Origin of the sequence: Marinobacter salsuginis (assembly GCF_009617755.1) — a bacterium.
GTDB lineage: Bacteria > Pseudomonadota > Gammaproteobacteria > Pseudomonadales > Oleiphilaceae > Marinobacter > Marinobacter salsuginis.
The window spans coordinates 648,561-669,970 of the sequence record NZ_BGZH01000001.1 but is presented as its reverse complement, the minus strand read 5'-3'; the positions used below and the strand labels follow the sequence as shown (position 1 = coordinate 669,970).

The following is a 21,410-nucleotide window of genomic DNA, read 5'->3' as shown; positions in this document are numbered from 1 at the left end:
CTGGAAGATCTGACCCCTTTTTTCTTTTATCATAATAAAAACTCATACGATCACGCGCGCTCGACCAAAATTGAGGTTTACAGTTCTTAATGTTTGAAAACAGCTCCATACTCATCACCGGCGGTACAGGCTCCTTTGGCCATACCTTTGTCCCCATGCTTCTTGAGCGCTTCAATCCGAGAAAAGTGATTATTTTCTCCCGGGATGAAATGAAGCAGTGGGAGATGTCCAAGAAGTTTGCCGGGGATCACCGCGTTCGCTTTTTTATCGGGGATGTGCGCGATAAAGACCGGCTATACCGGGCCTTGGATGGCGTGGACTATGTGGTACACGCAGCGGCCACAAAGATTGTTCCCACGGCGGAATACAATCCCTTCGAGTGCATCAAGACCAACATCAATGGAGCCATGAACCTGATCGATGCCTGTATCGATAAAGGCGTGAAGCGTGTTGTGGCTCTCTCGACGGATAAGGCTAGCAGCCCAATCAACCTGTATGGCGCCACTAAACTGGCCTCAGACAAATTGTTTGTGTCTGGTAACTCCTACGCGGGTGGCCATGATACCCGCTTTGCAGTGGTGCGTTATGGCAATGTGATGGGGTCCCGTGGGTCGGTCATTCCATTCTTCATGTCGGTTAAGGATCAAGGCGTGTTGCCCATTACCGACGAGCGGATGACCCGCTTTATGATTTCGTTGGAAGAAGGTGTGGAGTTGGTGTGGCACGCCTTTGAGGATATGGAAGGAGGGGAAATCTACGTAAAGAAGATTCCTTCCATGAAAGTGACTGATCTTGCCCGTGTGGTCGCGCCAGATGCCAAACACGAGATCGTTGGTATCCGCCCCGGCGAAAAGCTGCACGAGCAGATGATCGGTGCTGAGGATTCCTATTACACCTATGAGTATCCGGAACACTTCAAGATCCTGCCGGCCATTCATGACTGGAGCGCCGACGCAGCTCGGATCAAGGATGGTAAGAAAGTGCCTGAGGGGTTTGTATACTCCAGTGACAACAATACGGAATGGATGTCTGAAGCTGAGTTGCAGGCCTGGATTAATGCCAACCGGGAAAAAATCGGGAGTATCTGATTGATGATTCCTTACGGGCGCCAGGAAATTACGCAAGAAGATATCGATGCCGTTGTGAGGGTTCTCGAATCGGACTTCCTGACCCAAGGGCCGAAGGCCCCGGAATTTGAGAACACGGTTGCCAGCCATGTTGGTGCTGAGTTTGGGGTGGCTGTTAACAGCGCAACCTCCGCCCTGCACATTGCCTGCGCGGCTCTTGGCCTGGGCGAAGGGGACTGGCTGTGGACGTCGCCCGTCACGTTTGTGGCCTCGGCAAATTGTGGCCTTTACTGCAGTGCAAAAGTGGATTTCGTCGATATTGACCCTCGCACCTACAACCTTTGCCCGGATGCGCTTGAGCGGAAGCTTGAACAGGCCAGGGAGCAGGATCGTCTGCCCAAAGTGGTTGTGCCGGTACATCTGTGCGGCCAGCCTTGCGATATGAAACGGATCAAGGCGTTGTCTGAGCGTTATGGGTTTCGAATCATCGAGGACGCTTCCCACGCCATTGGTGGCAAGTATCAGGGCGAATTCGTTGGCAATGGCCGCTATAGCGATATCACGGTGTTTAGCTTCCATCCGGTAAAAATTGTGACAACTGCCGAAGGTGGCATGGCTGTTACCAATGATGCTGAGTTGGCGCAGCGCATGGAGATGCTCCGCAGCCATGGCATAACCCGCGACCCTGGCCGTATGACCCACGAGCCGGACGGCCCCTGGTACTATCAGCAGGTAGAGCTGGGTTTTAACTACCGAATGACGGAGTTGCAGGCGGCCCTGGGTGTTAGCCAGATGGCAAGGCTCGACGACTTCGTGAAGCGCCGGCATGAGTTGGCCCGGCGATACGATGAGCTGCTGGCGGATTTGCCGGTGGTGACGCCATGGCAGCATCCGGACAGCTATTCAGGCCTTCACCTCTACGTAATCCGACTGAAATTGGCAGAGATTCGCGACAGCCACCGGGAGGTATTCGAATCGTTGAGGGAGCAGGGAATTGGTGTAAACCTGCATTACATCCCTGTCCACACCCAGCCCTACTACTCAGCAATGGGATTCGCGCCGGAGGATTACCCGGAAGCCATGCGTTATTACAACGAGGCGATCAGCATTCCCATGTACCACGGCCTGACGTTCGAGCAGCAGGATGTGGTAGTTGCCGCGCTGAAGCAGGCCCTCGCAGCATGAAGATTGCGGTAATTCCGGCCCGGGGAGGAAGCAAGCGGATTCCGGGCAAGAATATCCGGGATTTCTGCGGTAAACCGATGATTGCCTGGTCCATTGAGGCGGCCCGAGCGAGTGGTTGTTTCGACCAGGTGATAGTTTCAACCGATGACGAAAAGATCGCCGAAGTTGCCAGGCATTTCGGCGCTACAGTTCCTTTCATGCGTCCTGAGCATCTTTCAGACGATTACACCGGCACGCTGCCGGTTATCCACCACGCGGTAGAGTGGTTCTTAGGTGCGGGACATGCCGTCGATCTGGCTTGCTGTATCTACGCCACCGCTCCTTTGATCACGCCCGCGGACATTCAGGAGGGCGAAGGACGGCTTCAATCTGCGGGCTGCAGCTTCGCGTTTTCTGTGACCAGCTTTGCTTTTCCAATTCAGCGTGCACTGCGCCTTGCCGATGGCGGCCGGGTGGAAATGATGCATCCGGAGCAGTTTTCGACACGTTCCCAGGATCTGGAAGAAGCCTGGCACGATGCCGGTCAGTTCTATTGGGGAACCGCGGAGGCCTGGCTTGAGGAGCGGATGATCTTTGGACGGGACTCGATCGGAGTACCTATTCCCCGATATCGTGTTCAGGACGTTGATACCCATGAGGATTGGGAGACCGCCGAGTATATGTTCGAAGCGTTAAGAGCCCGGGCGCGCAATGACTGAATCGCTTGCAGTGGCTTTCCGGGTTGATGCCTCCACGCTTGCAGGTTCAGGCCATGTGATGCGTTGCCTCACTCTGGCAGACGCACTGGCAGAGAAAGGTGCCCGATGTTATTTCGTAATGCGGCAGAAGCCAGGAAGTCTGGAGAGTGCAGTGCGCAGCAGGGGGCATCATTTTTTGATGCTTTCATCTGGAGGGACGGAGAAAAGCGCTCGTCGTTCTGAAAGTGAGCCACCCCACGCCGGCTGGCTGGGAGTGGGTTGGGAAGCCGATGCCTCTGACACTCTGCAGGCATTGAAAGGAATAGAGTTGGAATGGCTGGTGGTAGACCACTACGCACTCGATTATCGCTGGGAGTCTAAGGTGTTTGTTTGTTGCCGGCGCCTGATGGCCATCGATGACCTTGCGGACCGAAGGCACCAGTGTGATTTGCTTCTGGACCAGAATCTTGGGCGTAAACCGGATGATTACGATGGCCTGGTACCGGGCCACGCCAAGCAGCTGATTGGCTCTGATTACGCTTTGCTTCGGCCCGAGTTCTCACGGATACGTGTCATGTCCCTTGAAGCACGGCAAACTCGGGAGCCCGGGAACATTCTCGTTAGTATGGGTGGCGTGGATGCGACGAATGTTACCGGCGATGTTCTGCGGGTATTGGATACCATCGAGGCTATTTCCGCTTATCGGGTTACCGTCGTTCTCGGGGCAGCCTGTCCTCATATTGACGAGGTGAGAGAGCAAGCGGAATCAATGCGTCTGGATGCACGGGTAGTAGTAAATGCCAATAACATGGCGGAGCTGATGAGTCAGGCAGATTTTGCCATCGGGGCCGCTGGAGGCTCTGCCTGGGAACGCTGCTGCCTTGGTTTGCCCAGTTTGCTCGTGGTAATGGCTGACAACCAGCGGCCGGGCGCTGAGGCACTGAAACGAGCGGGCGCATCACTTAGTTTGGGTTGGCCGGACGCTATTGAAGAGACATTGCCCCGGGCGATAAGTGACGTATTCGCGCCCGGAAGGTTGCTTGAAATGAGCCAGAATGCTGCTGCAATCTGCGATGGCTTGGGTGTGCGGCGTGTGGCTGATGCCCTCCAGGAGGTTTCGGATGAGTAGGCGGCTGCTGAGACCTATGCGCTCCGGGGATCTGGCGCGGGTTCTCAATTGGCGAAATCATCCCAATGTGCGCCAGTTTATGTACACCAGCCATGAAATCTCCCCCGAAGAGCATGAGCAGTGGTTTGCTCGGAACAGTGAAGCCTCCGGCGTGTGGCTGCTGATCTACGAAGTGGATTCGGCCCCGTTAGGCTTCGTAAATATCTCTTCGACCCGCTGCGCCCAGGTTGCAGACTGGGGCTTCTATCTAGCGCCGGACTCAGAGCCAGGAACCGGGCGGTCGCTTGGTGAGGCTGCCTTGAAGTACGCCTTTGAAGAGCTGGAAATGCATAAACTCTGCGGGCAGGCGCTTGGTTTTAACGAACGGTCAATCCGCTTCCATGAGCGCCTAGGATTCACCCGGGAAGGTGTCCTTAGAGAGCAGCACTACGATGGCGAGCGTTATCAAGACGTTATCTGTTTCGGCCTTCTGGCTGACGAGTGGACAAACGCGAAATAAAGATTTAAGGGCGTGTTTATGAGTGAAGCAAAAATTGTCATTGATGGTCGCGAAATTTCATCATCTCAGACGCCTTACATAATTGCAGAGCTGTCTGCTAATCATAACGGTAAGCTTGAAACGGCTCTTAAGATCATTGATGAAGCGGCCGAAGCCGGGGCAGACGCGGTAAAGTTGCAGACTTACCGGCCCGATACCATCACCCTGGACTCCGATGCTGATGAATTCAAAATCAAAGGTGGGCTCTGGGACGGTCGAACCCTCTATGAGTTGTATGAAGAGGCTCACATGCCCTGGGAGTGGCACAAGCCGCTATTTGAGCGAGCCAGGGAGCGGGGGATTACGATTTTCAGTTCGCCGTTCGATACCACTGCTGTAGATCTGCTAGAGGAACTCGGGGCACCAGCCTACAAGATCGCCTCGTTCGAGGCGGTGGATCTGCCGTTGATTGAGTACGTGGCTCACACCGGCAAACCGATGATTATTTCCACCGGAATGGCGGACGCAGAAGAAATTCAGGAGGCCATTAATGCCGCACGGGGGGCGGGGTGTAAACAGCTAGCGGTTCTTCACTGCGTGAGTGGCTATCCGGCGCCAGCGGAAGACTACAACCTGCGAACCATTGTGGACATGCAGCAGCGTTTTGGTCTGGTTACGGGGTTGTCGGATCACACCCTGGACAACACAACGGCGATTGCCAGTGTTGTGCTGGGCGCCTCAATCATTGAAAAGCACTTCACGCTCGACCGTTCTGGTGGCGGTCCCGATGACAGTTTTTCCCTCGAGCCTGAGGATCTCAAAGCACTTTGCCGGGACAGCAAGACAGCGTGGAAAGCTTTAGGAAAGGTTGATTACGGTAGGAAATCCAGCGAGCAAGGAAACGCGCTGTTTCGCCGTTCCCTGTACTTTGTGAATGATATCAAGGCGGGGGACGTCATATCCGGGAAAGATGTTCGCAGTGTTCGCCCGGGTTTCGGGCTGGCGCCAAAGCATCTGCAAGCCGTTGTTGGCAAGGTCGCAAGGCATGACATCAGCAGGAACTCTCCGGTCAGAGAACAGGATTTTCGGTAACCTGTAAGCGAATAGAAAACTTGGCCCGGGACTGGGCCGGGTTCAGAATTATCAACAAGGACGTTCAAGAATGATTTCAATAGCTCACCACGGCGCCACTTCTGGCGTAACCGGCTCCTGCCACGAACTTACCGTTGGTCGAGGAGCCCAGAGGAGCGGAATCCTCATCGACTGCGGCCTGTTCCAGGGCCAGGACGAAAGCCGCGGCGCTTCCGCCTCCGATCTCTCCATTGATTTTCCAATCGAACACATCCGGGCTTTAGTGGTCACCCATGTGCATATCGACCACGTCGGCCGCATTCCTTATTTGCTGGCGGCGGGGTTCGACGGCCCCATCATCTGTTCCGAACCCTCGGCGATTATGCTGCCGGAGATTCTGGAAGATGCCCTTAAGATCGGGTTTACCCGTGACCGGCAATTGATTGAGCGGGTTCTGGGGCTGATTCGTTCCCGCTTGGTGCCGGTGTCTTTTGGCCAGTGGCATTCGGTGTTTGCTGAGGGTGGTTGCTCGCTGTCAGTTCGGCTTCAGAGAGCTGGGCATATTCTTGGCTCTGCGTATGTTGAGTGCGATGCCCATGAAGGGGGGATTGAAGAGCGGGTTGTGTTCAGCGGCGATCTCGGGGCGCCTCACGCGCCATTGTTACCAGCCCCGCAATCGCCGGAACGGGCGGATCGGCTGGTGATTGAGAGTACTTATGGGGATAAGGATCACGAGGGCCGGGAAACGCGCCGTTACCGGTTGAAGGGAGTATTGGAGCATGCCCTTGAAGATGGTGGGACGGTTTTGGTGCCTGCGTTCAGTATTGGCCGGACGCAGGAGCTGCTTTACGAGATTGAAAGTCTGATTCATGAGTTTGGCGGAGAGCTTTGGAATAATCTGGAAATAGTCGTGGATTCACCGTTGGCCGCAGAGTTCACGCGGATATATCGGGATTTGAAACCCTATTGGGATGCCGAGGCCACTGAGTTGGTTAAGCAAGGGCGGCACCCGTTGTCGTTTGAACAACTGACGGTGATTAGTTCCCATGAAGAACATCTGAATGCTGTGGATTATTTGGCGCGGTCTCATCGCCCCTGTGTGGTTTTGGCCGGTTCCGGGATGTGTGCTGGCGGCCGCATCGTCAATTATCTCAAAGCAATGTTGGGTGATAAGCGAAATGATGTATTGTTTGTGGGATATCAGGCCGCGGGCACTCCCGGGCGTGATATCTTGAACTATGGCCCCAAAGGGGGCTGGGTTCAGTTTGATGGAAACCAATATGATATTCGGGCCCGGATTCATCAGGTAAGTGGGTATTCCGCCCATGCGGGGCAATCGGATTTACTTCGATTTATTCAGGGTATTTCCCAAGCCCCGCAAGAAATTCGTATTGTTCACGGGGACGAAGGCGCTAAACAGGCATTTAAAAAAGAGCTGGGTAGACTTTTATCCTCCGAGGTTTTGATTCCACTTGGCAGTTGAACCAATTTAAGAATTCCCGGAATCAATAACTCTTAAATAAATAAACTTTGCGGCACCCGATTGATTGATTTATTATTCCCGAGACTTTTAGTCAACTCCATTTAAGTTTTTTAAAACCCCTATTTGAATAAGGTTTTAATTCCATGGCAAAGATTAACGACTATTACCAGAAAAAACAGCTTATGGAAAAGCTTGCTGCAGAGCTGGAACAGCTTGAAAAAGACCAGGCTCTGAAAGGTGAACTGGAGTTTGAAAACAAGGTTCGCGCCTTGATGAAGGAGTATGACAAGTCACCGAAGGATGTACTTCAGATTCTTTCTGCAATCGATCCTTCCGTGTCGGGCGGCAAATCTGATTCAACTTCTGGCAGCCGCCCGAAGCGCCCGATGAAGACCTACAAGAACCCGCACACCGGTGAAGTGGTCAAAACCCGCGGTGGCAACCACAAGACGCTGAATGAATGGCGTCAGAAGCATGGTAAGGAAGCTGTGCAGAGCTGGCAGCAGGACTGATGTCAGTTGGCCCTTCTCCTCGAATGGAGAGGGGCTATCAACCCACCACTACCCGGTTTCGACCACCTTCCTTTGCCGCGTATAACGCCTCGTCTGCCTTCTGCATCCACTGCATATAGTTCTCAGGCTCGTCCGTTAACTGGGCAATGCCGATGCTGATGGTGTAGCGGATGGCTGCCGCGCTGGTTTCCACCACGCTCTGTTCAATGCTTTCCCGTATCCGCTCGCAGATGATTCTTGCGCCTTCGGCATCGGTTTCCGGCAGTATGATGCCGAATTCCTCGCCACCGTAGCGGCCGGCGCTGTCGGACTGGCGGATGGCATTGCGGGTGACCCTGGCCGTATGCTTGATTACTTCGTCCCCGGCCAGGTGCCCATGGGTGTCGTTCACTGGCTTGAAATGGTCGATATCAAACATCACCAGGCTGGTGGTGTGGCCATAGCGGCGGAAGCGTTCGAACTCTGCGTCCACCAGGTTTTCCCACGTTCCCCGATTGAGCAGGCCGGTGAGACGATCTGTCATGCTCAGTTTGGCCAGCTGCTCGTTGGCCCGTTCGAGGGCCATTTTGCTGCTGGCGATGTCAGTAACGTCGTACACCATCAGGCACACTTTCTCGACCTCCCCGTTGGTGCCGGAGAGCGGGCTGATGGTGAGGTTCTGGAACATATACTTTTCCGTGCCTGTGATGGGCCGGGTATTGCGGAACTGGAACAGGTAAGGGCGCTGCTCCCATGAGGTGAACGCTTTGGTATTAAGCAAGGCGACGGCGTCCACTTTACGGGTCAACCAGGCCTTTGGGATATCTAGGAATACGTCGAACAATACCTGGCCCTGGATCTTGCTCGCTGTGATGCCGCTGTGGTTCTCCATGAAGCCGTTCCAGACTTCCACCCTGAAATCAAGGTCGAGCACCACAAGGCCCACCTCCACGGATTCCAGCATGTCCATCAGCCAGTGAAAGGAGTTGGCTTCAGATTCATCTATGGCCATTAGTCAGTCCACCAGATATTGCAGGCGATCTTCGAGAAAAGGCACTGAATCCTCGGTGAGGAGGATCAGCATGTCGCATTCGATGTCCCTGTCTTCCAGGGCATAGCAGATTTCGATGCACAGCAGCTGTTCTTCACGGGCGCTGTGGTGTTCGAGCAATTCGGTGATCTGCCGATGCTGGCCAAGCACGGTGGGGTGGCCAAGGCCGAGTTTCAGGTCCAGCTGGTCGCCGATGCCCTTGAGGAAGGCGCCGAAGAGTATGCTGGACATGTCCATCAGCACCTCCACGTTTACCGCCTCGCCTTCGAGGGTGTCGTAGTGAAGCATCTCTGCCATTTCCCGGAAGCTGGCATCTGCAAACAGCAGAAGAGCCTCTCCGGCGATGCCGGCCCCGGTGAATCCCTGGCACACCGCAGAATAGGTGTCGCTGTCGCTGACCGAGGAAATGGCCATGTGCAGTTCGGAGTTGGCCAGGAACGCGACCTTGGGTATCGGTTGTTTCACGAAAACCCGTAGCAGGCGGGCCAGCAGATCCGAAGACCGACCCATGGCGACGTTGGAGATTTCCTGCAGGTAGTCGTTCAGGGAAACGGAGATCTCCGGAGTGGCGCTGCCTGAATTCTTGAGGCTGGTATCCTGCAGCGCTGTGTCTTCGAGTTCTCCGGGGCGGTACACCCCGTATTCCACCAACAGGTCGAGCACGATGTGCGTTTCGGTTGGCTTCTTGATGAAGTCGAGGGCGCCGAGTTTTTTGACCCGTTCCCGGGCTTCAGGCTGAATATCGCCGGAAACCACGATGGTCATCACCGGCAGATCTTCCTTGCGAACCTGTTCCAGCACCTGGTAGCCGTCCATCTCCGGCATGTTTAGGTCCAGGAACATCAGCTCAGCCTCGTGCCGCCGCAGCTTCTCCAGTGCTTCCACACCGTCTTTCGCAAAACTGACGTCCCCGCGCAATCCTTCTGGCAGGGCTCGGGCCATTTGCTTTCTGGCCAGGGCAGAGTCGTCGCAGATCAGAATGCGGGTGGTCATCGATGGGGCCGTAGGGGGTTGCTCATAAGGTGCGAAAGTATACCAGTAGTCTTTGTTATGTACACGTTTGCTACAGCATGCGTAACAATTGGTAAGGTGTTGTAAGTATTTTAAGGCAAAGGTTTTGTGACTGTATTCAAAGTTGGTTGAGTATTACTGAATTGTAAATGGTGATTGTGACTCTGCTCACTCTATTGGCCGATCTGCCTTGGTTATAGTGTGTTTGCGGCAAATAAAAAATAATGTAAATCCCTGCCGCCTGTGAGCACCGAAAAACCAAAAATAAACCGGGCTGCAGAAGAGTCGGGCGTCGGAAACTGACTCTAAATAACTAATTCAGAGACGCAAAATATGAGACAGCGAGCGTATGGATACGCTGCCGTCACCCTGTTCTGCCTGGGTATTGCGCCCGTTGCCCAGGCCGAACTGAAGCCCATTTCAGAGGAAACAATGGGTGAGGTGACCGGGCAGGCTTTTATGCAGATCGAGAACATTCCTGGGGATACCCATGCGTTCACGCGTATGACGCTGACCATGGATGTGGAAACCCGGATGAATGTGGATGACGTGCAAGCCGGCGACATTGATGGCGGGGTGGACTTTGCTGCCCAGCATGTGGCGCTCGGGCATATTGCCCGTAATGACGGTGAGCAGTTCAACGGCCGCACCTACAGTGCCGGAGACACCGTTCATTTCGAGGCGTTCAAGCCTTATATCGAGCTTGCGGAAGACCCTGCCGAGGGGAAGCTTTCCGGCTTCCGTATGGGGTTTGAGCAGGCGAGGGGATCGGTTTCCTCGCTTACCAGCAGTTTCAGTGGCGATATCGGCCTTAAACTGGTGGATGGCTCCGGGCAGGAATTCGACGCGACCCTGTTTGATGGGAACACTCAGGCCACCCGATACCGGGCCAGTCATATCGGCATTGACGATGGAACGGCAGACTGTGCCTCTGGCACTAACTGCGCACCATTAACCCACCTGCAGTCGCTGTATGTTGGGGAAGAGGGTGTCGATGGGGTGACTGATTTCACCAGCGACTTCTTCATTGGTTTCCAGCGTGAAGGGGTGGACTGGCAGAGCCCGGATGGCGCCACGGTGATCAATGCTGGAAAGGGCGTGTTTATTAATCTGCCCACAAGCATGAAAGTGGATATGAGCCAACTGATCACCCAGGGTGTGGACCGGCTGCAGACCCATCGGGACGATATGGGTACCCGATTGTTTTAAATGCTAAACTCCTGCCAGTGCAAATTCATTCGGCAGGAGCCTAATCCCTTGATCCGCTCGTTTTACTGGCACGATTACGAAACTTTCGGGGTAGACCCGGTTCACGACAGGCCTTCCCAGTTTGCCGGCGTGCGAACGGATGCGGATCTCAACATCATCGAAGACCCGCTGGTGATTTACTGTAAGCCAGCGGACGACTACCTGCCATCGCCGGAAGCCTGCCTGATTACCGGCATTACGCCCCAGAAAGCTCTGGAAGACGGGTTTCCTGAGGCTGAGTTTATCGAGCAGATCAACGAGGCCTTCAGCCAGCCAGGCACCTGTGTGGTGGGCTACAACAGCCTGCGCTTTGATGATGAAGTGACCCGCCACACCCTCTACCGCAACCTTCGGGATCCCTATGCCCGCGAGTGGCAGAATGGCAATTCCCGCTGGGACATTATTGACATGGTGCGCCTGACGTACGCCCTGCGACCGGAGGGTATCAACTGGCCCCGCAAGGAAGATGGGAGCCCCAGTTTCAAACTGGAGGAGCTAACGGTTGCCAACGGAATCGCACACGAGGCGGCCCACGATGCCATGTCGGATGTTGAGGCAACTATTGCAGTGGCCAAACTGATCAAGGAGAAGCAGCCAAAGCTCTTTGATTTTGTGTTGCAGAACAAGGATAAACACTCTGCCCGCGCCATGCTGGATACCGCCACCATGAAGCCGGTGTTCCATATATCCGCCAAGTACCCGGCTAGCCGGGGATGCTGCGCCTTGGTGGCTCCGGTGGCCGAACATCCCACCAATAAGAACCTGGTGATTGTTTACGACCTTAGGGAAGACCCCACCGAGTTGATCAACGCCAGCGCTGATCAGATTCGTGAGCGGGTGTTTACTTCCCAGTCAGAATTGGGGGAGGGCGTGAGCCGCTTTCCGCTGAAAGGGGTGCAGTTGAATAAATGCCCGGTGCTGGCGCCAGCGAACATGTTATCCACCCTTTCTCCGGAGCGCCTCGAAGAGTTGGCCCTGGATGGGGATACCCTGCGGGCCAATCTCGCCATGCTGCGCAAGGCCCCGGATCTGCCAGCCAGAATTGCCGAGGCCTTCGACCAGCCCCACGAGAGCGATCTGACAGACCCGGATGAGCAGCTCTATGCAGGTGGCTTCATCAGCAAAGCCGACCGAGAGAAGCTGAACTGGGTGCTGGAACAGCCGATCGAGACGCTCGGCGAGCTGGATGTGACGTTCGAAGACAATCGCCTGCAGGAGCTGCTGTTTCGCTATCGGGCTCGGAACTATCCGGGCAGCCTGATGGGTGAGGAGCTGGAGCGATGGGAGGAGTTCCGTAGCCAGAGATTGATGCACCCGAAGAAAGGGTGGCGGTCTCTAGAGGCGTACGCCCAGGAATTACAGCGCCTGGCGGCGGACCCTGAATTGACGCCGCAACGGCGACATATTCTGGAAGATTTGCATTTGTATGGGGAGTCTTTGATTCCTTATATTTGAGCACGGGCATTCGGTGGCGAGGTCAGATGACAATCTCATCTGACCTCGGGTTAACGCTCACCGCCGCTTTACAAAATAGACGCTCAAATTCTGCCCCATCAGGCTTTGCACCTCACTGCCCAGTGCCTCCGCCTGAATCTGTTGCTGAACCGGCCCGGTTGCCAGGCTGTGGCCATCCACATCCCGTGCTTTCACAAGTTTCCATTCCACCTCGTTGCTCGCCATAGCCATCAGCTCTTTAAGCTGTGCTGTGTCCTGTGGCCGGAACCATCGGTCCCGACAGCCGCCGAGGCTGAAGAAATCGGCGTCAGCGGTCAGTTCCTGCCAGGCGGCATCGTTCCTATTGGAAAGCACCATCCGGCGGAGCTGGCGCAGTGTCTGACGGCTGGGTTGAAGCTTATGTTCGGCAACCAGTTTGCGGATCTGTTTGTCACCCGATGTTTGCTCGGCAATGGCGGTATGCATGTGCACCACCGCGCCGGAGCCGGTGGCTTCGTTGACCAGGGCCGCCAGAGACAGGCTGGTCATGGCCGGTGAGGGCAGGCGACCGATTTCGATCCAGTGCACCTGATGGCCATCGGCCACGAAACGCTGGGCGATGGACCAGGGCCAGAACACGATGTTTTCCATGCCCATCTCGTTCGCCATACGCGTGGCCTTGGCGATATTGGCTAACGATTCGTCCACGGCGATCACTTCTACATCGTCCAGATAGCCCGCCAGTTCCATCGCCCGCTGACCGGACTGCGCACCGCAAACCATGATCCGAAGGGTGGCCGGGAGATTTTCCGTGTCCAGCCCCAATTCGGTGGCCATCAGTGTTTTCAGACTACTTTCGGTGCGGTAGGCCAGCTGAGACCAGGAGGGCCAGGCCTGGGGAACATCTGTCTTATCCAGGCAGAGCTCTTCAGCCTTCTCATCGAAATTCTGCTTGATGGCTTCTTCCTCGGCCCGGTCGTAATAGCTGGCGGCCAGGACCGGCTGTAATGCCAGGGGCCAGTCCATCAGGTTCCACTGGCCAAGTTGCACGGCGAACGGCTGGTGAAAGAGGGCGCCGTACATCGCGCTGATCATCAGCGAGCCGATGAGTCCGTCCTGCTCCTCGCCAAGGGCAAACTGGGCCTGGATGCTGTCGTTGATGGCAGAGACCAGTCGTTCTTCATCGTCTTCGGCGGCCAGGGCATAGCCGGTTCTGTCGGCGTACTGAGCGATGGCCAGAGTCAGGCGCTGGAGCTCGTCCCGAAGTTCAACAGTTTTTGCAACTTCGGCAATGATCGCCCGACGCAGCATAGTTACCAGTTCTTCCACCGCCGGATTTGGCATCAGGGTTTTCTGTAGAGCCAGGATCAGCAGCTCATCGTCGCTGGCAGCATCCAGGAAAATCTGTGCATCGGGGTTATCCAAATCATACTGTTGATGGATAATCGCGCCGACGAAACGACCCAGTTCCTGATGCGGCAAACCATCCCGCTGAAGCAGGGCGATCGCATCATGAGCGAGGGCAGCATCGGCTTTATTCACTTCCAGGTGTTGGGCGCAAGTGAGCATCCCGCTGTATACGGAATCCCATTCAGCGCCGGTTTCAAGAAGCTTGCGATAATGCAGGTAGGCCACATCGAACTGCCCCTGCAGCCGCTTGGCATGGGCAACACCACAGAAAGCGGCGGCAGATTGCCGGTCGCAGTCCAGGGCCTGCAGGAAATATTGCTCTGCAAGAGCCGGCCGTTCCGTTTTCAGGGCCCAGTAACCCAGGTTGCAATACTGCTGCACTTGCCCCGGCTGATGATTCAGGCTCGCGTTGAACAGGTTGTGTGCCTTCTCAAGCTGCCCGTCGTCCATCTCCACACGGCCAAGCAGGCCCAGCCCACCTGCATGCTCCGGCTTCAGAGCCAGCGCCTCGTTCAGATAGCCCCGACATTCCTGCCGGGCCTTCAGCCGCTGGATATGGCTGAGGCCTTTGCTGTTGGACTCCCCGTAGGCAAGATTGGCCTGCAGAAGCAGGCGGGCAACGTGGGCCTGTTGGGACTGGGATATCTGTACTTGATGCTTGGCTCGCATGGGACACCTCGTGAATACAGCCGCAGTTGGGAGCGGCAAAGGTCTGCAGTTTTGGGCGGTTTGCCGTGCTTTACAGGAGGTGTTGCGAAAGGTGTGCCAGTTTGCGCAATGGATAGCTTTAAGGTGAGGGGGAGTGTTGCTTAAAAAAAGAGGGCCCGGTTTGCACCGAGCCCTCTTGGGTTTGCTCTTTAGGTTTAACCCTGCAGCAGCTGTAGAACCTGCTGCGGTCTCGCATTGGCCTGGGCCAGAACAGAGAGGCCGGCCTGCTGGAGAACCTGGGTTCGCGCGAGTTCGGCGGATTCTGCGGCGAAGTCGGCATCACGGATGCGACTGTTGGAGGCCGACAAGTTCTCGGACGTAGTGGCAAGGTTCGCAATGGTTGACTCGAATCGGTTCTGAACGGCACCAAGCTCGGCTCGATATCCATTGATCGTGTCGATTGCGTAGTCAACGGAAATCATTGCCAAATCTGCGCCGTCTCTAGTAGAGATGTCCACGCCGGTTACTGCGTATGTGTCAGCAGCAATGGTCGCATTCACGGGTTGGTTGTAATCATCGACACCGCCGAATATGCCGTCGCCATCTATGTCGGCGTCGATAGTGATGTCGAAGGCCTCACCGAACTGTGATGAAAATATAATCTCATCGTTATCTGAATTTAGGTTTGCGCGGATGCCTGTTTGGGTGCTTTGGGCATTGATCTGACTAACGATATCGCTCAATGATCCCATGCCTTCGAAAGTAAACACATCTCCGTTGATATCGACTTCGAAGTTATAGGTGTCGCCATTCGCGAACGATTGACCAAGGGTTAGATCTTCAGCGCCATCGATACTGGCCAGTGCTCCACCGATGGAATTATTGGGAGTTCCAGTTCCATCCTCAATGGTAATCGTGCCGGGATCGACGTCATCTGCAGGAGTTGCTGCACCTCCGTTTGTGATGGTGAGTGTCCCGCCCGCGTTTGCTACCGTCAGATCTGGGTCTTCATTTGCTTGAAGCTGAGCTTGCAGTTCCGCAGCGACATCATCGAAGTCGGAGCCTGCAGTGATCGGATAATCAACGCCGCCGAAGGTAATAGTACCTCCGTTCGTAAAGTCCAGGCCCGATACGTCGATCGTATCCGTTCCGCCCGCACCGGCAATGTTGGTCCCACCGCCAGTGTTGTCAGCAGTGTTGCCTGCAACGCCGCTTGCATCTGAAATGCTAAACGATGTCACCGGGAAATCCGTCGACGTTGGATTAGTAATGGTGAGGGTGTTGCCATCGACGGTGACTGTGACCTCCGCCAGGTCTCCGCCGCCGTTCTGAATCTCCGTTTGCAGGGCGGTGGCGAGGGCATCGGCGTCAGCATAAGAAGCGGCTGCTATGCTCACATCTTCACCACCAATTGTGCCGGTGATTGTGAGATCGGTTGTGAAATCCAGGGTCGACACATTCAGGTCAGTTGTTGCAGCTTCTCCCGGCCCAATGACATCGCTCGACAGCCCAGCGGTTTCTTTCAGCACCGAGCCAATCTGGCTGCCGCGAGAATCAAGACCGCTAATTGCAATGGTTTCGCCCGTATTGGCGCCCACCTGGAAAGTCTGAGTGTCGAAGGTGCCGTCGAGAACCTTCAGGCCGTTGAAAGAGGTTTGGGCAGCAATCCGATTGATTTCCTCGATTCGCTGCTGAACTTCCTGGTTTAGCGCCTGACGATCCGAAGGACTGTTGGTGGCGTTGGCAGACTGAACCGCCAGCTCACGGATACGCTGCAGGTTGTTGGTAATTTCATCCATGGCTCCCTCGGCAGTCTGAGCCAGAGAGATGCCGTCGTTGGCATTTCGCTGGGCCTGGTTGAGGCCTGCGATCTGTGACTGGAAACGCTCAGAGATTGCCAAACCGGCAGCATCGTCTTTTGCAGAGTTGATGCGCAGGCCGGAAGACAAACGCTCAAGAGCCACATTTGCCTGGCCCTGCGAAGCATTGAGGTTTCTTTGCGCGTTCAGCGAAGCGATGTTGGTGTTAATGACCTGAGGCATATCAATTCTCCCTGCTCAGAGGTGCCGAAAGCCAGGTGCCCGATCACAAAAGAGGGGAACCGTTCCCGGCGAAATTCGTTTAATTGCCGTTTTGCAGGGTTGAAAGCGAATCGCGTGCCAATATCGAAATATGAACCCTATCTTTCTGTTTATTATGATAAAAAATGTTCAGGTTGGCTGAGATGTTCTGGCTGTGCGCCAATCCGCTGCCGCTAACGAAGGCACTAAATTGCCGGTTTTACATTTGTTAACAAAAACAGTGGATTTTTTTCTAAAGCAACGGGTTTTGGCGCCGTTAAGAGGGGTAACAGGGCGGCGCTCCCAAACTGAAAAACGGGCGCCAGACCTTTTCCATGAAATAACGACATCTGTCGAAGGAGAAGCATAATGGCTCTCGGTATCAACACTAACGTTGCATCGCTTTCAGCCCAGAACCAGTTGGGTCAGTCTCAGAATCTCTCCAATCAGGCTTTGGAGCGCCTTTCTTCCGGTCTGCGCATCAACTCTGCAAAAGACGATGCAGCAGGTCTTGCGATTTCCACACGGTTCCAGTCCCAGATTTCTGGCCTGAACGTGGCCACTCGTAACGCCAACGATGGTATCTCTCTGGCCCAGACCGCTGAAGGCGCACTGGACGAGATTACCAACAACCTGCAGCGTATCCGTGAGCTGGCTGTTCAATCCGCGAACGCTACCAACAGCGACTCGGACCGTGAGGCGCTGAACCAGGAAGTCGATCAGCGTATTGCCGAAGTAAACCGTATCGCTAGCCAGACCTCGTTCAACGGCCTGAAGGTTCTTGACGGCACCTTCGGTACCCAGGCGTTCCAGGTGGGCGCAAACGCTGGTGAGACCATCTCGGTAGCTGGTCTGGATTCACGTGGCAGCCAGTTAGGCGCAACTATTTCTCAGACTTCCGGCCTCGCAGCTACCTCTCTAGGTGCCGGTGACGCTGGGGAAACTTCTCTGGATGTTTCTGGCCTTGATTTCTCTGGCGACATCACTGTTTCTTCAACAATCGGTGGCGAGACTATTGATGTTGCTGCTGCGACCTATGCTGATGCCGATGCACTTGCGGCAGCGATCCAGGGTGAGATCGATTCCAACGGCAACCTTGCTGATGTTACTGTAGCTGCCTCAGATGATGGCAACTCCATCGTATTCAGTAATGCCAGCACTACTGACATCGCTGCAACGATCGATATTTCTGACGCATCTGGTACCCAAGTTAGTGTTACTGGGGCTGACGTTTCTACAACTGACGGCTCCGGCGCTACCACCACAGTAACCCTCTTTGATCCGAGCACTTTGGATCTCGATTCTGGAGTTACCGGTTCTTTTGATGTTACCGACGACTCATCAAACACTGTCACCGTGAACTTTTCACTGGCCGCTGGAACTGGCAACACGGTTGCCGATCTGACTGCTGCAGTGCAGGCTGGACTGGACGCTGCTGGGCTGGATAATGCAAGTTCAGATTTGACGGCTGCAGATGATGGTTCTGTGATTGAACTTGATAGTGACTCGGCCATTACCTACGACATTGCAAACATTACAGCCAGTGATGGCGGAACACCCAATGCGTCAACAGGTGGCACTATTTCCGCTCTGACCGCAGCTGAAGAGCAGACTGTAGCTTCTCGTTTCGAAGCCGGTGAAACAACTTCCTTCTCGCTGAACGTTGCAGGCGAAGCAATCGAAGTGACCGACGCGAGCAACCTGCAGGATGTTGTGGCTCAGATCAATGGCGCAACCAAGGACACCGGTGTGTCTGCCTTCCTGAGCTCTTCCGGTGACGACATCGTATTCGCGTCTGCGAAGGGTGAGAACTTTACAGCATCTATTACTACAGACGTAGATGGTGACGGCACTAACGAAGTGGACCTGACTGTCGATTCTTCAGCGGATCCCAACTCCAACGTTTCGGTTAATGGACTGGATATCAGCACTCGCGCTGGCTCCGACCAGGCTCTGGTAGCCGTTGATTTCGCCATCGACCAGGTCAACCAGTTCCGGTCAGACCTCGGTGCGGTTCAGAACCGTTTCGAGTCAACCATCGCCAACCTGAGCACCTCTGTTGAGAACCTGAGTGCCTCCAACAGCCGTATCCTGGACGCGGACTTCGCAGCAGAAACCGCGAAGCTGTCCAAGGCCCAGGTGCTGCAGCAGGCCGGTATCTCCGTCCTGGCTCAGGCAAACGCCCGTCCGCAGCAGGTTCTGTCCCTCCTGCAGTAAGGGGCAAGCGGTAAAAACCGGAACCTTCGGGTTCCGGTTTTACTCCGTCTAAGGATAGCGAGGTAAAGCTATGAATGACGTTAACCTGAACAGCCCGGATCTGAAGCTGGTTCGCACCAGTGAACAAGCACCGGCTCGGGCAATTTCGTCATCTCAGGCCGAAGGCAGGAATGCCTCCGACCTTGCTGGTTCGTCTGCCGCTGCCACCCAGGCTCAGAATCCTCAGGCAACCTCCGCAGTGTCCAAAGCTGAAAAGCTTGAGGCTCGGAGTGAAGCTCAGCGGGAGGAGCTGGATGATGCGGTTAGCCAGCTGAACGATTTTGTTCAGAATGTGCAAAGGGATCTACAGTTTGAAGTGGATAGCGACTTGGGTCAGACGATCGTGAAGGTTGTTGATCAGTCGACGAAAGAAGTTATCCGCCAGATTCCGGATGAGCTAGCATTGAGGTTGGCAGAGAACTTGCAGCAGGATGAGCCGCTGACGTTGTTTAATATTAAGGTTTAAGCAGTCAAAGCTGTTGCACTTAGTTAAACGACGGTATTTCAGCACCGCCGCACCTGAGAGGGTCCGGCGGTGTTCTGCGTTTTGGTCGTAGCTTTGAGTATTGATCGGGCAGAGCGCTTTCAGGCTCAGAGGTAGTAGTCTTTGTTACAGCCTGTTACAAATCGGCGTGAAGAAAAGGCAAAGTTTTGCCGCTTTTTGCCGATAAACTGAACAATGAAGAGATTCGCCCCCTTGAGGAGGCACTTTAATGGCAAGCATATCATCGTTGGGTATTGGCTCCGGGGTTTTGACCTCTGATCTGGTTGATCAGTTGGTTGCGGCGGAGCGCGCGCCCACTGAAGAGCGATTAACGCAGAAAACCGAGCAGACGCAGTCGCTGATCTCGGCTTACGGCAAGCTCAGGAGTGCGATTACCGAACTTCGACTCCCGATGCGCCAGCTCAGTGCCCCTGACAACCTCAAGGCGTTTTCGGCCAGCTCGTCGAACGAAGAGATTTCCGTGTCCGTCGACAGTACCAAGGCTAGCCGAGGCACTTATAGTGTTGAAGTTACCAGTCTTGCGGGAGCTCAGGCGCTGGCGTCCCGTGATGTTTTTGCTGATCGCGACGCAACCAGCGTTGGCCAGGGCAGGCTTACCCTGAATGTCGGCGACAAGACAACAAGCATCACGATTGATAGTAGTAACGACACTCTCCAAGGGTTGGCTAACGCAATCAACGACTCCGACGCCGGTGTTTCCGCTGGCGTTATTGATACCGGTGACGGCTTTCAGTTAGTACTTTCGGCCGATGAAACCGGCACTGCGAATGCTGTCAGTATTTCTGTCGCTAACGACAGTGTGGGTACTGGGACTGATAATCAGGGTTTGTCCAGGTTTGCCTTTAATTCCGGAATGGATGCGGATTCGGGACTTCGTGAAACCATTGCAGCAACCGACGCCGTAATGGAGATAAACGGGGTCGAGATAACCCGCGCTACAAACAGTTTCGAGAACGTCATCGACGGGTTGACATTTGACCTCACCGCCACAGGATCCTCCGTGATCAAGGTGCAGCAGGATCTGGGGGCCGTGGCAGATCGGGTTCAGGGGTTCGTAGACAAATTCAACGCACTTCAGTCGACAATTGACAGCCTGGCCGGCTTCAATGCGGAGGCAGGCGTTGGCAGTCTGCTGACGGGCGATAGTACGGTTCGTTCCATTCAGAACCAGCTACGCCAAGTTCTTACCCGTGTTGTTCCCGGCTTGGAAAACTCTGCCGTTCGGAGTTTGGCTGATGTAGGAGTAACCACCAACTTCGAAACAGGTGGTCTGGAGTTTGATAGAGCCAAGTTTGAAGAACAGCTCAAGGCCAATCCGGATGACGTGACCGCCTTGTTTGCAGAGCAAGGACGGACAACCGACAGTCAGGTTGAGTTCGTACGCAGCGGGCTTAACACAGAGCCCGGTAGATACGATATCAACATCACCCAGGCCGCTACGCAGGGCAGGTTGGTTGCCGGGAGTGCGTTGGCAGATGGAATTGTTATCGACGATTCCAACGACGAACTGACATTCAAGGTAAACGGGGAGACCTCGGTAAGTGTTCAACTTACCCAACAGACTTATGCGTCTGCTCAAGAGCTTGTTGATGAAATCCAATCCCAGCTAAACAGTAATAACGCACTTAATGCAGCTGGCACGTCGGTGCAGGTCGAGCTGGACGGCAGCGGCAATTTAAGCTTTATCTCTGCTGACTATGGCGACGAGTCGGTTGTTTCCCTGGAGTCTGCAGAGAATTCAGCTGTTTTCGGCCTTGATTCAGCAACCGAAACTGCCGGCGTTGATGTCGCCGGCACAATAGGCGGGCGCGCTGCAGAAGGAGACGGTCAGGTTCTGTTTCTCGGAAATGGGAACGGTGGTGCCTCTGGCCTCCAGGTGAGAATTTTAGGTGATGAAACTGGTGCCCGAGGCTCGATCACTTTTGTTGAGGGCGTGGCTGAACGCACAGTCGATCTGGTCTCCAGTTTCGTTGGCGCGGATGGTGCTATTGAGTCACGGACTGAAAGTCTTAATCGGGACCTGGAACAGATCCAGGCGAGTCAAGCACGACTCGAAGAGCGCATAGCGGCCTATAGGGAGAGGTTGGTGAGCCAGTTCACCGCAGCTGATTCCCTGATTTCGCAGCTCAACAGTACTCAGGATTATGTGAGTCAGCAGCTTGCTGCGCTGGCTCCTCAAAACAACCGGGACAACTGATTAGTTTAG

17 protein-coding genes are annotated in these 21,410 nt (G+C 54.8%); 13 read left to right on the top strand and 4 right to left on the bottom strand.

The genetic code is table 11. The annotated features are described in order from the left end of the window. Window positions 1-89: 89 nt before the first annotated feature. The 8 genes from pseB (at window position 90) to GJU83_RS03025 (ending at window position 7,602) form a co-directional block, all read left to right on the top strand. Window positions 90-1,088 (top strand): UDP-N-acetylglucosamine 4,6-dehydratase (inverting), encoded by a 999-nt coding sequence (pseB, locus tag GJU83_RS03060; protein WP_153633660.1) that lies wholly within the window; start codon window positions 90-92, stop codon window positions 1,086-1,088. A 3-nt stretch (window positions 1,089-1,091) separates the two neighbouring features. Next, a complete protein-coding gene (gene pseC, locus GJU83_RS03055; protein WP_153634399.1) occupies window positions 1,092-2,252 on the top strand; it encodes a UDP-4-amino-4,6-dideoxy-N-acetyl-beta-L-altrosamine transaminase in 1,161 nt (386 codons plus the stop codon). Then, on the top strand, window positions 2,249-2,950 hold the full coding sequence (gene pseF, locus GJU83_RS03050) for a pseudaminic acid cytidylyltransferase (protein WP_153633659.1): 702 nt from the start codon (window positions 2,249-2,251) through the stop codon (window positions 2,948-2,950). Before pseC ends, pseF begins: the two co-directional genes overlap by 4 nt. Next, window positions 2,943-4,058, top strand: a complete 1,116-nt coding sequence (gene pseG / locus GJU83_RS03045; protein WP_153633658.1) for a UDP-2,4-diacetamido-2,4,6-trideoxy-beta-L-altropyranose hydrolase — start codon at window positions 2,943-2,945, stop codon at window positions 4,056-4,058. Before pseF ends, pseG begins: the two co-directional genes overlap by 8 nt. Beyond that, a complete protein-coding gene (pseH, locus tag GJU83_RS03040) occupies window positions 4,051-4,557 on the top strand; it encodes a UDP-4-amino-4,6-dideoxy-N-acetyl-beta-L-altrosamine N-acetyltransferase (protein WP_153633657.1) in 507 nt (168 codons plus the stop codon). The genes pseG and pseH overlap by 8 nt, the downstream gene beginning before the upstream one ends. An 18-nt stretch (window positions 4,558-4,575) precedes the next feature. Next, window positions 4,576-5,628 (top strand): pseudaminic acid synthase, encoded by a 1,053-nt coding sequence (gene pseI / locus GJU83_RS03035; protein ID WP_153633656.1) that lies wholly within the window; start codon window positions 4,576-4,578, stop codon window positions 5,626-5,628. A 70-nt stretch (window positions 5,629-5,698) separates the two neighbouring features. After that, on the top strand, window positions 5,699-7,090 hold the full coding sequence (locus GJU83_RS03030) for an MBL fold metallo-hydrolase RNA specificity domain-containing protein (protein ID WP_153633655.1): 1,392 nt from the start codon (window positions 5,699-5,701) through the stop codon (window positions 7,088-7,090). A 143-nt stretch (window positions 7,091-7,233) separates the two neighbouring features. Next, window positions 7,234-7,602, top strand: a complete 369-nt coding sequence (locus GJU83_RS03025; protein WP_069183136.1) for a histone-like nucleoid-structuring protein, MvaT/MvaU family — start codon at window positions 7,234-7,236, stop codon at window positions 7,600-7,602. 37 nt (window positions 7,603-7,639) lie between these two features. On the opposite strand, the gene GJU83_RS03020 is transcribed toward GJU83_RS03025, so the two are convergent. After that, complete coding sequence (locus tag GJU83_RS03020; RefSeq protein WP_153633654.1) at window positions 7,640-8,593, bottom strand: sensor domain-containing diguanylate cyclase; 954 nt, start codon at window positions 8,591-8,593, stop codon at window positions 7,640-7,642. Between the two features lie 3 nt (window positions 8,594-8,596). Next, window positions 8,597-9,625, bottom strand: coding sequence for a response regulator (locus tag GJU83_RS03015; RefSeq protein ID WP_153633653.1), 1,029 nt, complete (start codon window positions 9,623-9,625; stop codon window positions 8,597-8,599). Between the two features lie 351 nt (window positions 9,626-9,976). Here GJU83_RS03015 and GJU83_RS03010 point away from each other — a divergent pair, with 351 nt between their 5' ends. After that, window positions 9,977-10,852, top strand: a complete 876-nt coding sequence (locus GJU83_RS03010) for a hypothetical protein (RefSeq protein WP_153633652.1) — start codon at window positions 9,977-9,979, stop codon at window positions 10,850-10,852. A gap of 48 nt (window positions 10,853-10,900) precedes the next feature. Next, window positions 10,901-12,346: an exodeoxyribonuclease I gene (sbcB, locus tag GJU83_RS03005; RefSeq protein ID WP_153633651.1), complete on the top strand. Its 1,446-nt coding sequence runs from the start codon at window positions 10,901-10,903 to the stop codon at window positions 12,344-12,346. Between the two features lie 57 nt (window positions 12,347-12,403). On the opposite strand, the gene GJU83_RS03000 is transcribed toward sbcB, so the two are convergent. Both GJU83_RS03000 and GJU83_RS02995 read right to left on the bottom strand, forming a co-directional pair. Then, complete coding sequence (locus GJU83_RS03000) at window positions 12,404-14,404, bottom strand: tetratricopeptide repeat protein (RefSeq protein ID WP_153633650.1); 2,001 nt, start codon at window positions 14,402-14,404, stop codon at window positions 12,404-12,406. A 194-nt stretch (window positions 14,405-14,598) separates the two neighbouring features. After that, window positions 14,599-16,425 (bottom strand): flagellin N-terminal helical domain-containing protein, encoded by a 1,827-nt coding sequence (locus tag GJU83_RS02995; protein WP_153633649.1) that lies wholly within the window; start codon window positions 16,423-16,425, stop codon window positions 14,599-14,601. A 387-nt stretch (window positions 16,426-16,812) separates the two neighbouring features. On the opposite strand from GJU83_RS02995, the gene GJU83_RS02990 reads away from it, so the two are divergent. The 3 genes from GJU83_RS02990 to fliD all read left to right on the top strand — a co-directional run bounded on the left by GJU83_RS02990 (window position 16,813) and on the right by fliD (window position 21,401). Then, on the top strand, window positions 16,813-18,660 hold the full coding sequence (locus GJU83_RS02990) for a flagellin N-terminal helical domain-containing protein (protein ID WP_153633648.1): 1,848 nt from the start codon (window positions 16,813-16,815) through the stop codon (window positions 18,658-18,660). A 70-nt stretch (window positions 18,661-18,730) separates the two neighbouring features. Further along, on the top strand, window positions 18,731-19,165 hold the full coding sequence (locus GJU83_RS02985; protein WP_153633647.1) for a flagellar protein FlaG: 435 nt from the start codon (window positions 18,731-18,733) through the stop codon (window positions 19,163-19,165). 247 nt (window positions 19,166-19,412) lie between these two features. Beyond that, window positions 19,413-21,401 carry a flagellar filament capping protein FliD gene (gene fliD / locus GJU83_RS02980; protein ID WP_153633646.1) on the top strand — a complete coding sequence of 663 codons (1,989 nt, stop codon included), beginning with the start codon at window positions 19,413-19,415 and terminating at the stop codon, window positions 21,399-21,401. The last annotated feature ends 9 nt before the right edge of the window (window positions 21,402-21,410 follow it).

Bases quoted from the DNA above. Each gene is read 5' to 3' on its own strand.
- pseB (WP_153633660.1), top strand. From the start codon at position 90: ATGTTTGAAAACAGCTCCATACTCATCACCGGCGGTACAGGCTCCTTT.
- pseC (WP_153634399.1), top strand. From the start codon at position 1,092: ATGATTCCTTACGGGCGCCAGGAAATTACGCAAGAAGATATCGATGCC.
- pseF (WP_153633659.1), top strand. From the start codon at position 2,249: ATGAAGATTGCGGTAATTCCGGCCCGGGGAGGAAGCAAGCGGATTCCG.
- pseG (WP_153633658.1), top strand. From the start codon at position 2,943: ATGACTGAATCGCTTGCAGTGGCTTTCCGGGTTGATGCCTCCACGCTT.
- pseH (WP_153633657.1), top strand. From the start codon at position 4,051: ATGAGTAGGCGGCTGCTGAGACCTATGCGCTCCGGGGATCTGGCGCGG.
- pseI (WP_153633656.1), top strand. From the start codon at position 4,576: ATGAGTGAAGCAAAAATTGTCATTGATGGTCGCGAAATTTCATCATCT.
- GJU83_RS03030 (WP_153633655.1), top strand. From the start codon at position 5,699: ATGATTTCAATAGCTCACCACGGCGCCACTTCTGGCGTAACCGGCTCC.
- GJU83_RS03025 (WP_069183136.1), top strand. From the start codon at position 7,234: ATGGCAAAGATTAACGACTATTACCAGAAAAAACAGCTTATGGAAAAG.
- GJU83_RS03020 (WP_153633654.1), bottom strand. From the start codon at position 8,593: ATGGCCATAGATGAATCTGAAGCCAACTCCTTTCACTGGCTGATGGAC.
- GJU83_RS03015 (WP_153633653.1), bottom strand. From the start codon at position 9,625: ATGACCACCCGCATTCTGATCTGCGACGACTCTGCCCTGGCCAGAAAG.
- GJU83_RS03010 (WP_153633652.1), top strand. From the start codon at position 9,977: ATGAGACAGCGAGCGTATGGATACGCTGCCGTCACCCTGTTCTGCCTG.
- GJU83_RS03000 (WP_153633650.1), bottom strand. From the start codon at position 14,404: ATGCGAGCCAAGCATCAAGTACAGATATCCCAGTCCCAACAGGCCCAC.
- GJU83_RS02995 (WP_153633649.1), bottom strand. From the start codon at position 16,425: ATGCCTCAGGTCATTAACACCAACATCGCTTCGCTGAACGCGCAAAGA.
- GJU83_RS02990 (WP_153633648.1), top strand. From the start codon at position 16,813: ATGGCTCTCGGTATCAACACTAACGTTGCATCGCTTTCAGCCCAGAAC.
- GJU83_RS02985 (WP_153633647.1), top strand. From the start codon at position 18,731: ATGAATGACGTTAACCTGAACAGCCCGGATCTGAAGCTGGTTCGCACC.
- fliD (WP_153633646.1), top strand. From the start codon at position 19,413: ATGGCAAGCATATCATCGTTGGGTATTGGCTCCGGGGTTTTGACCTCT.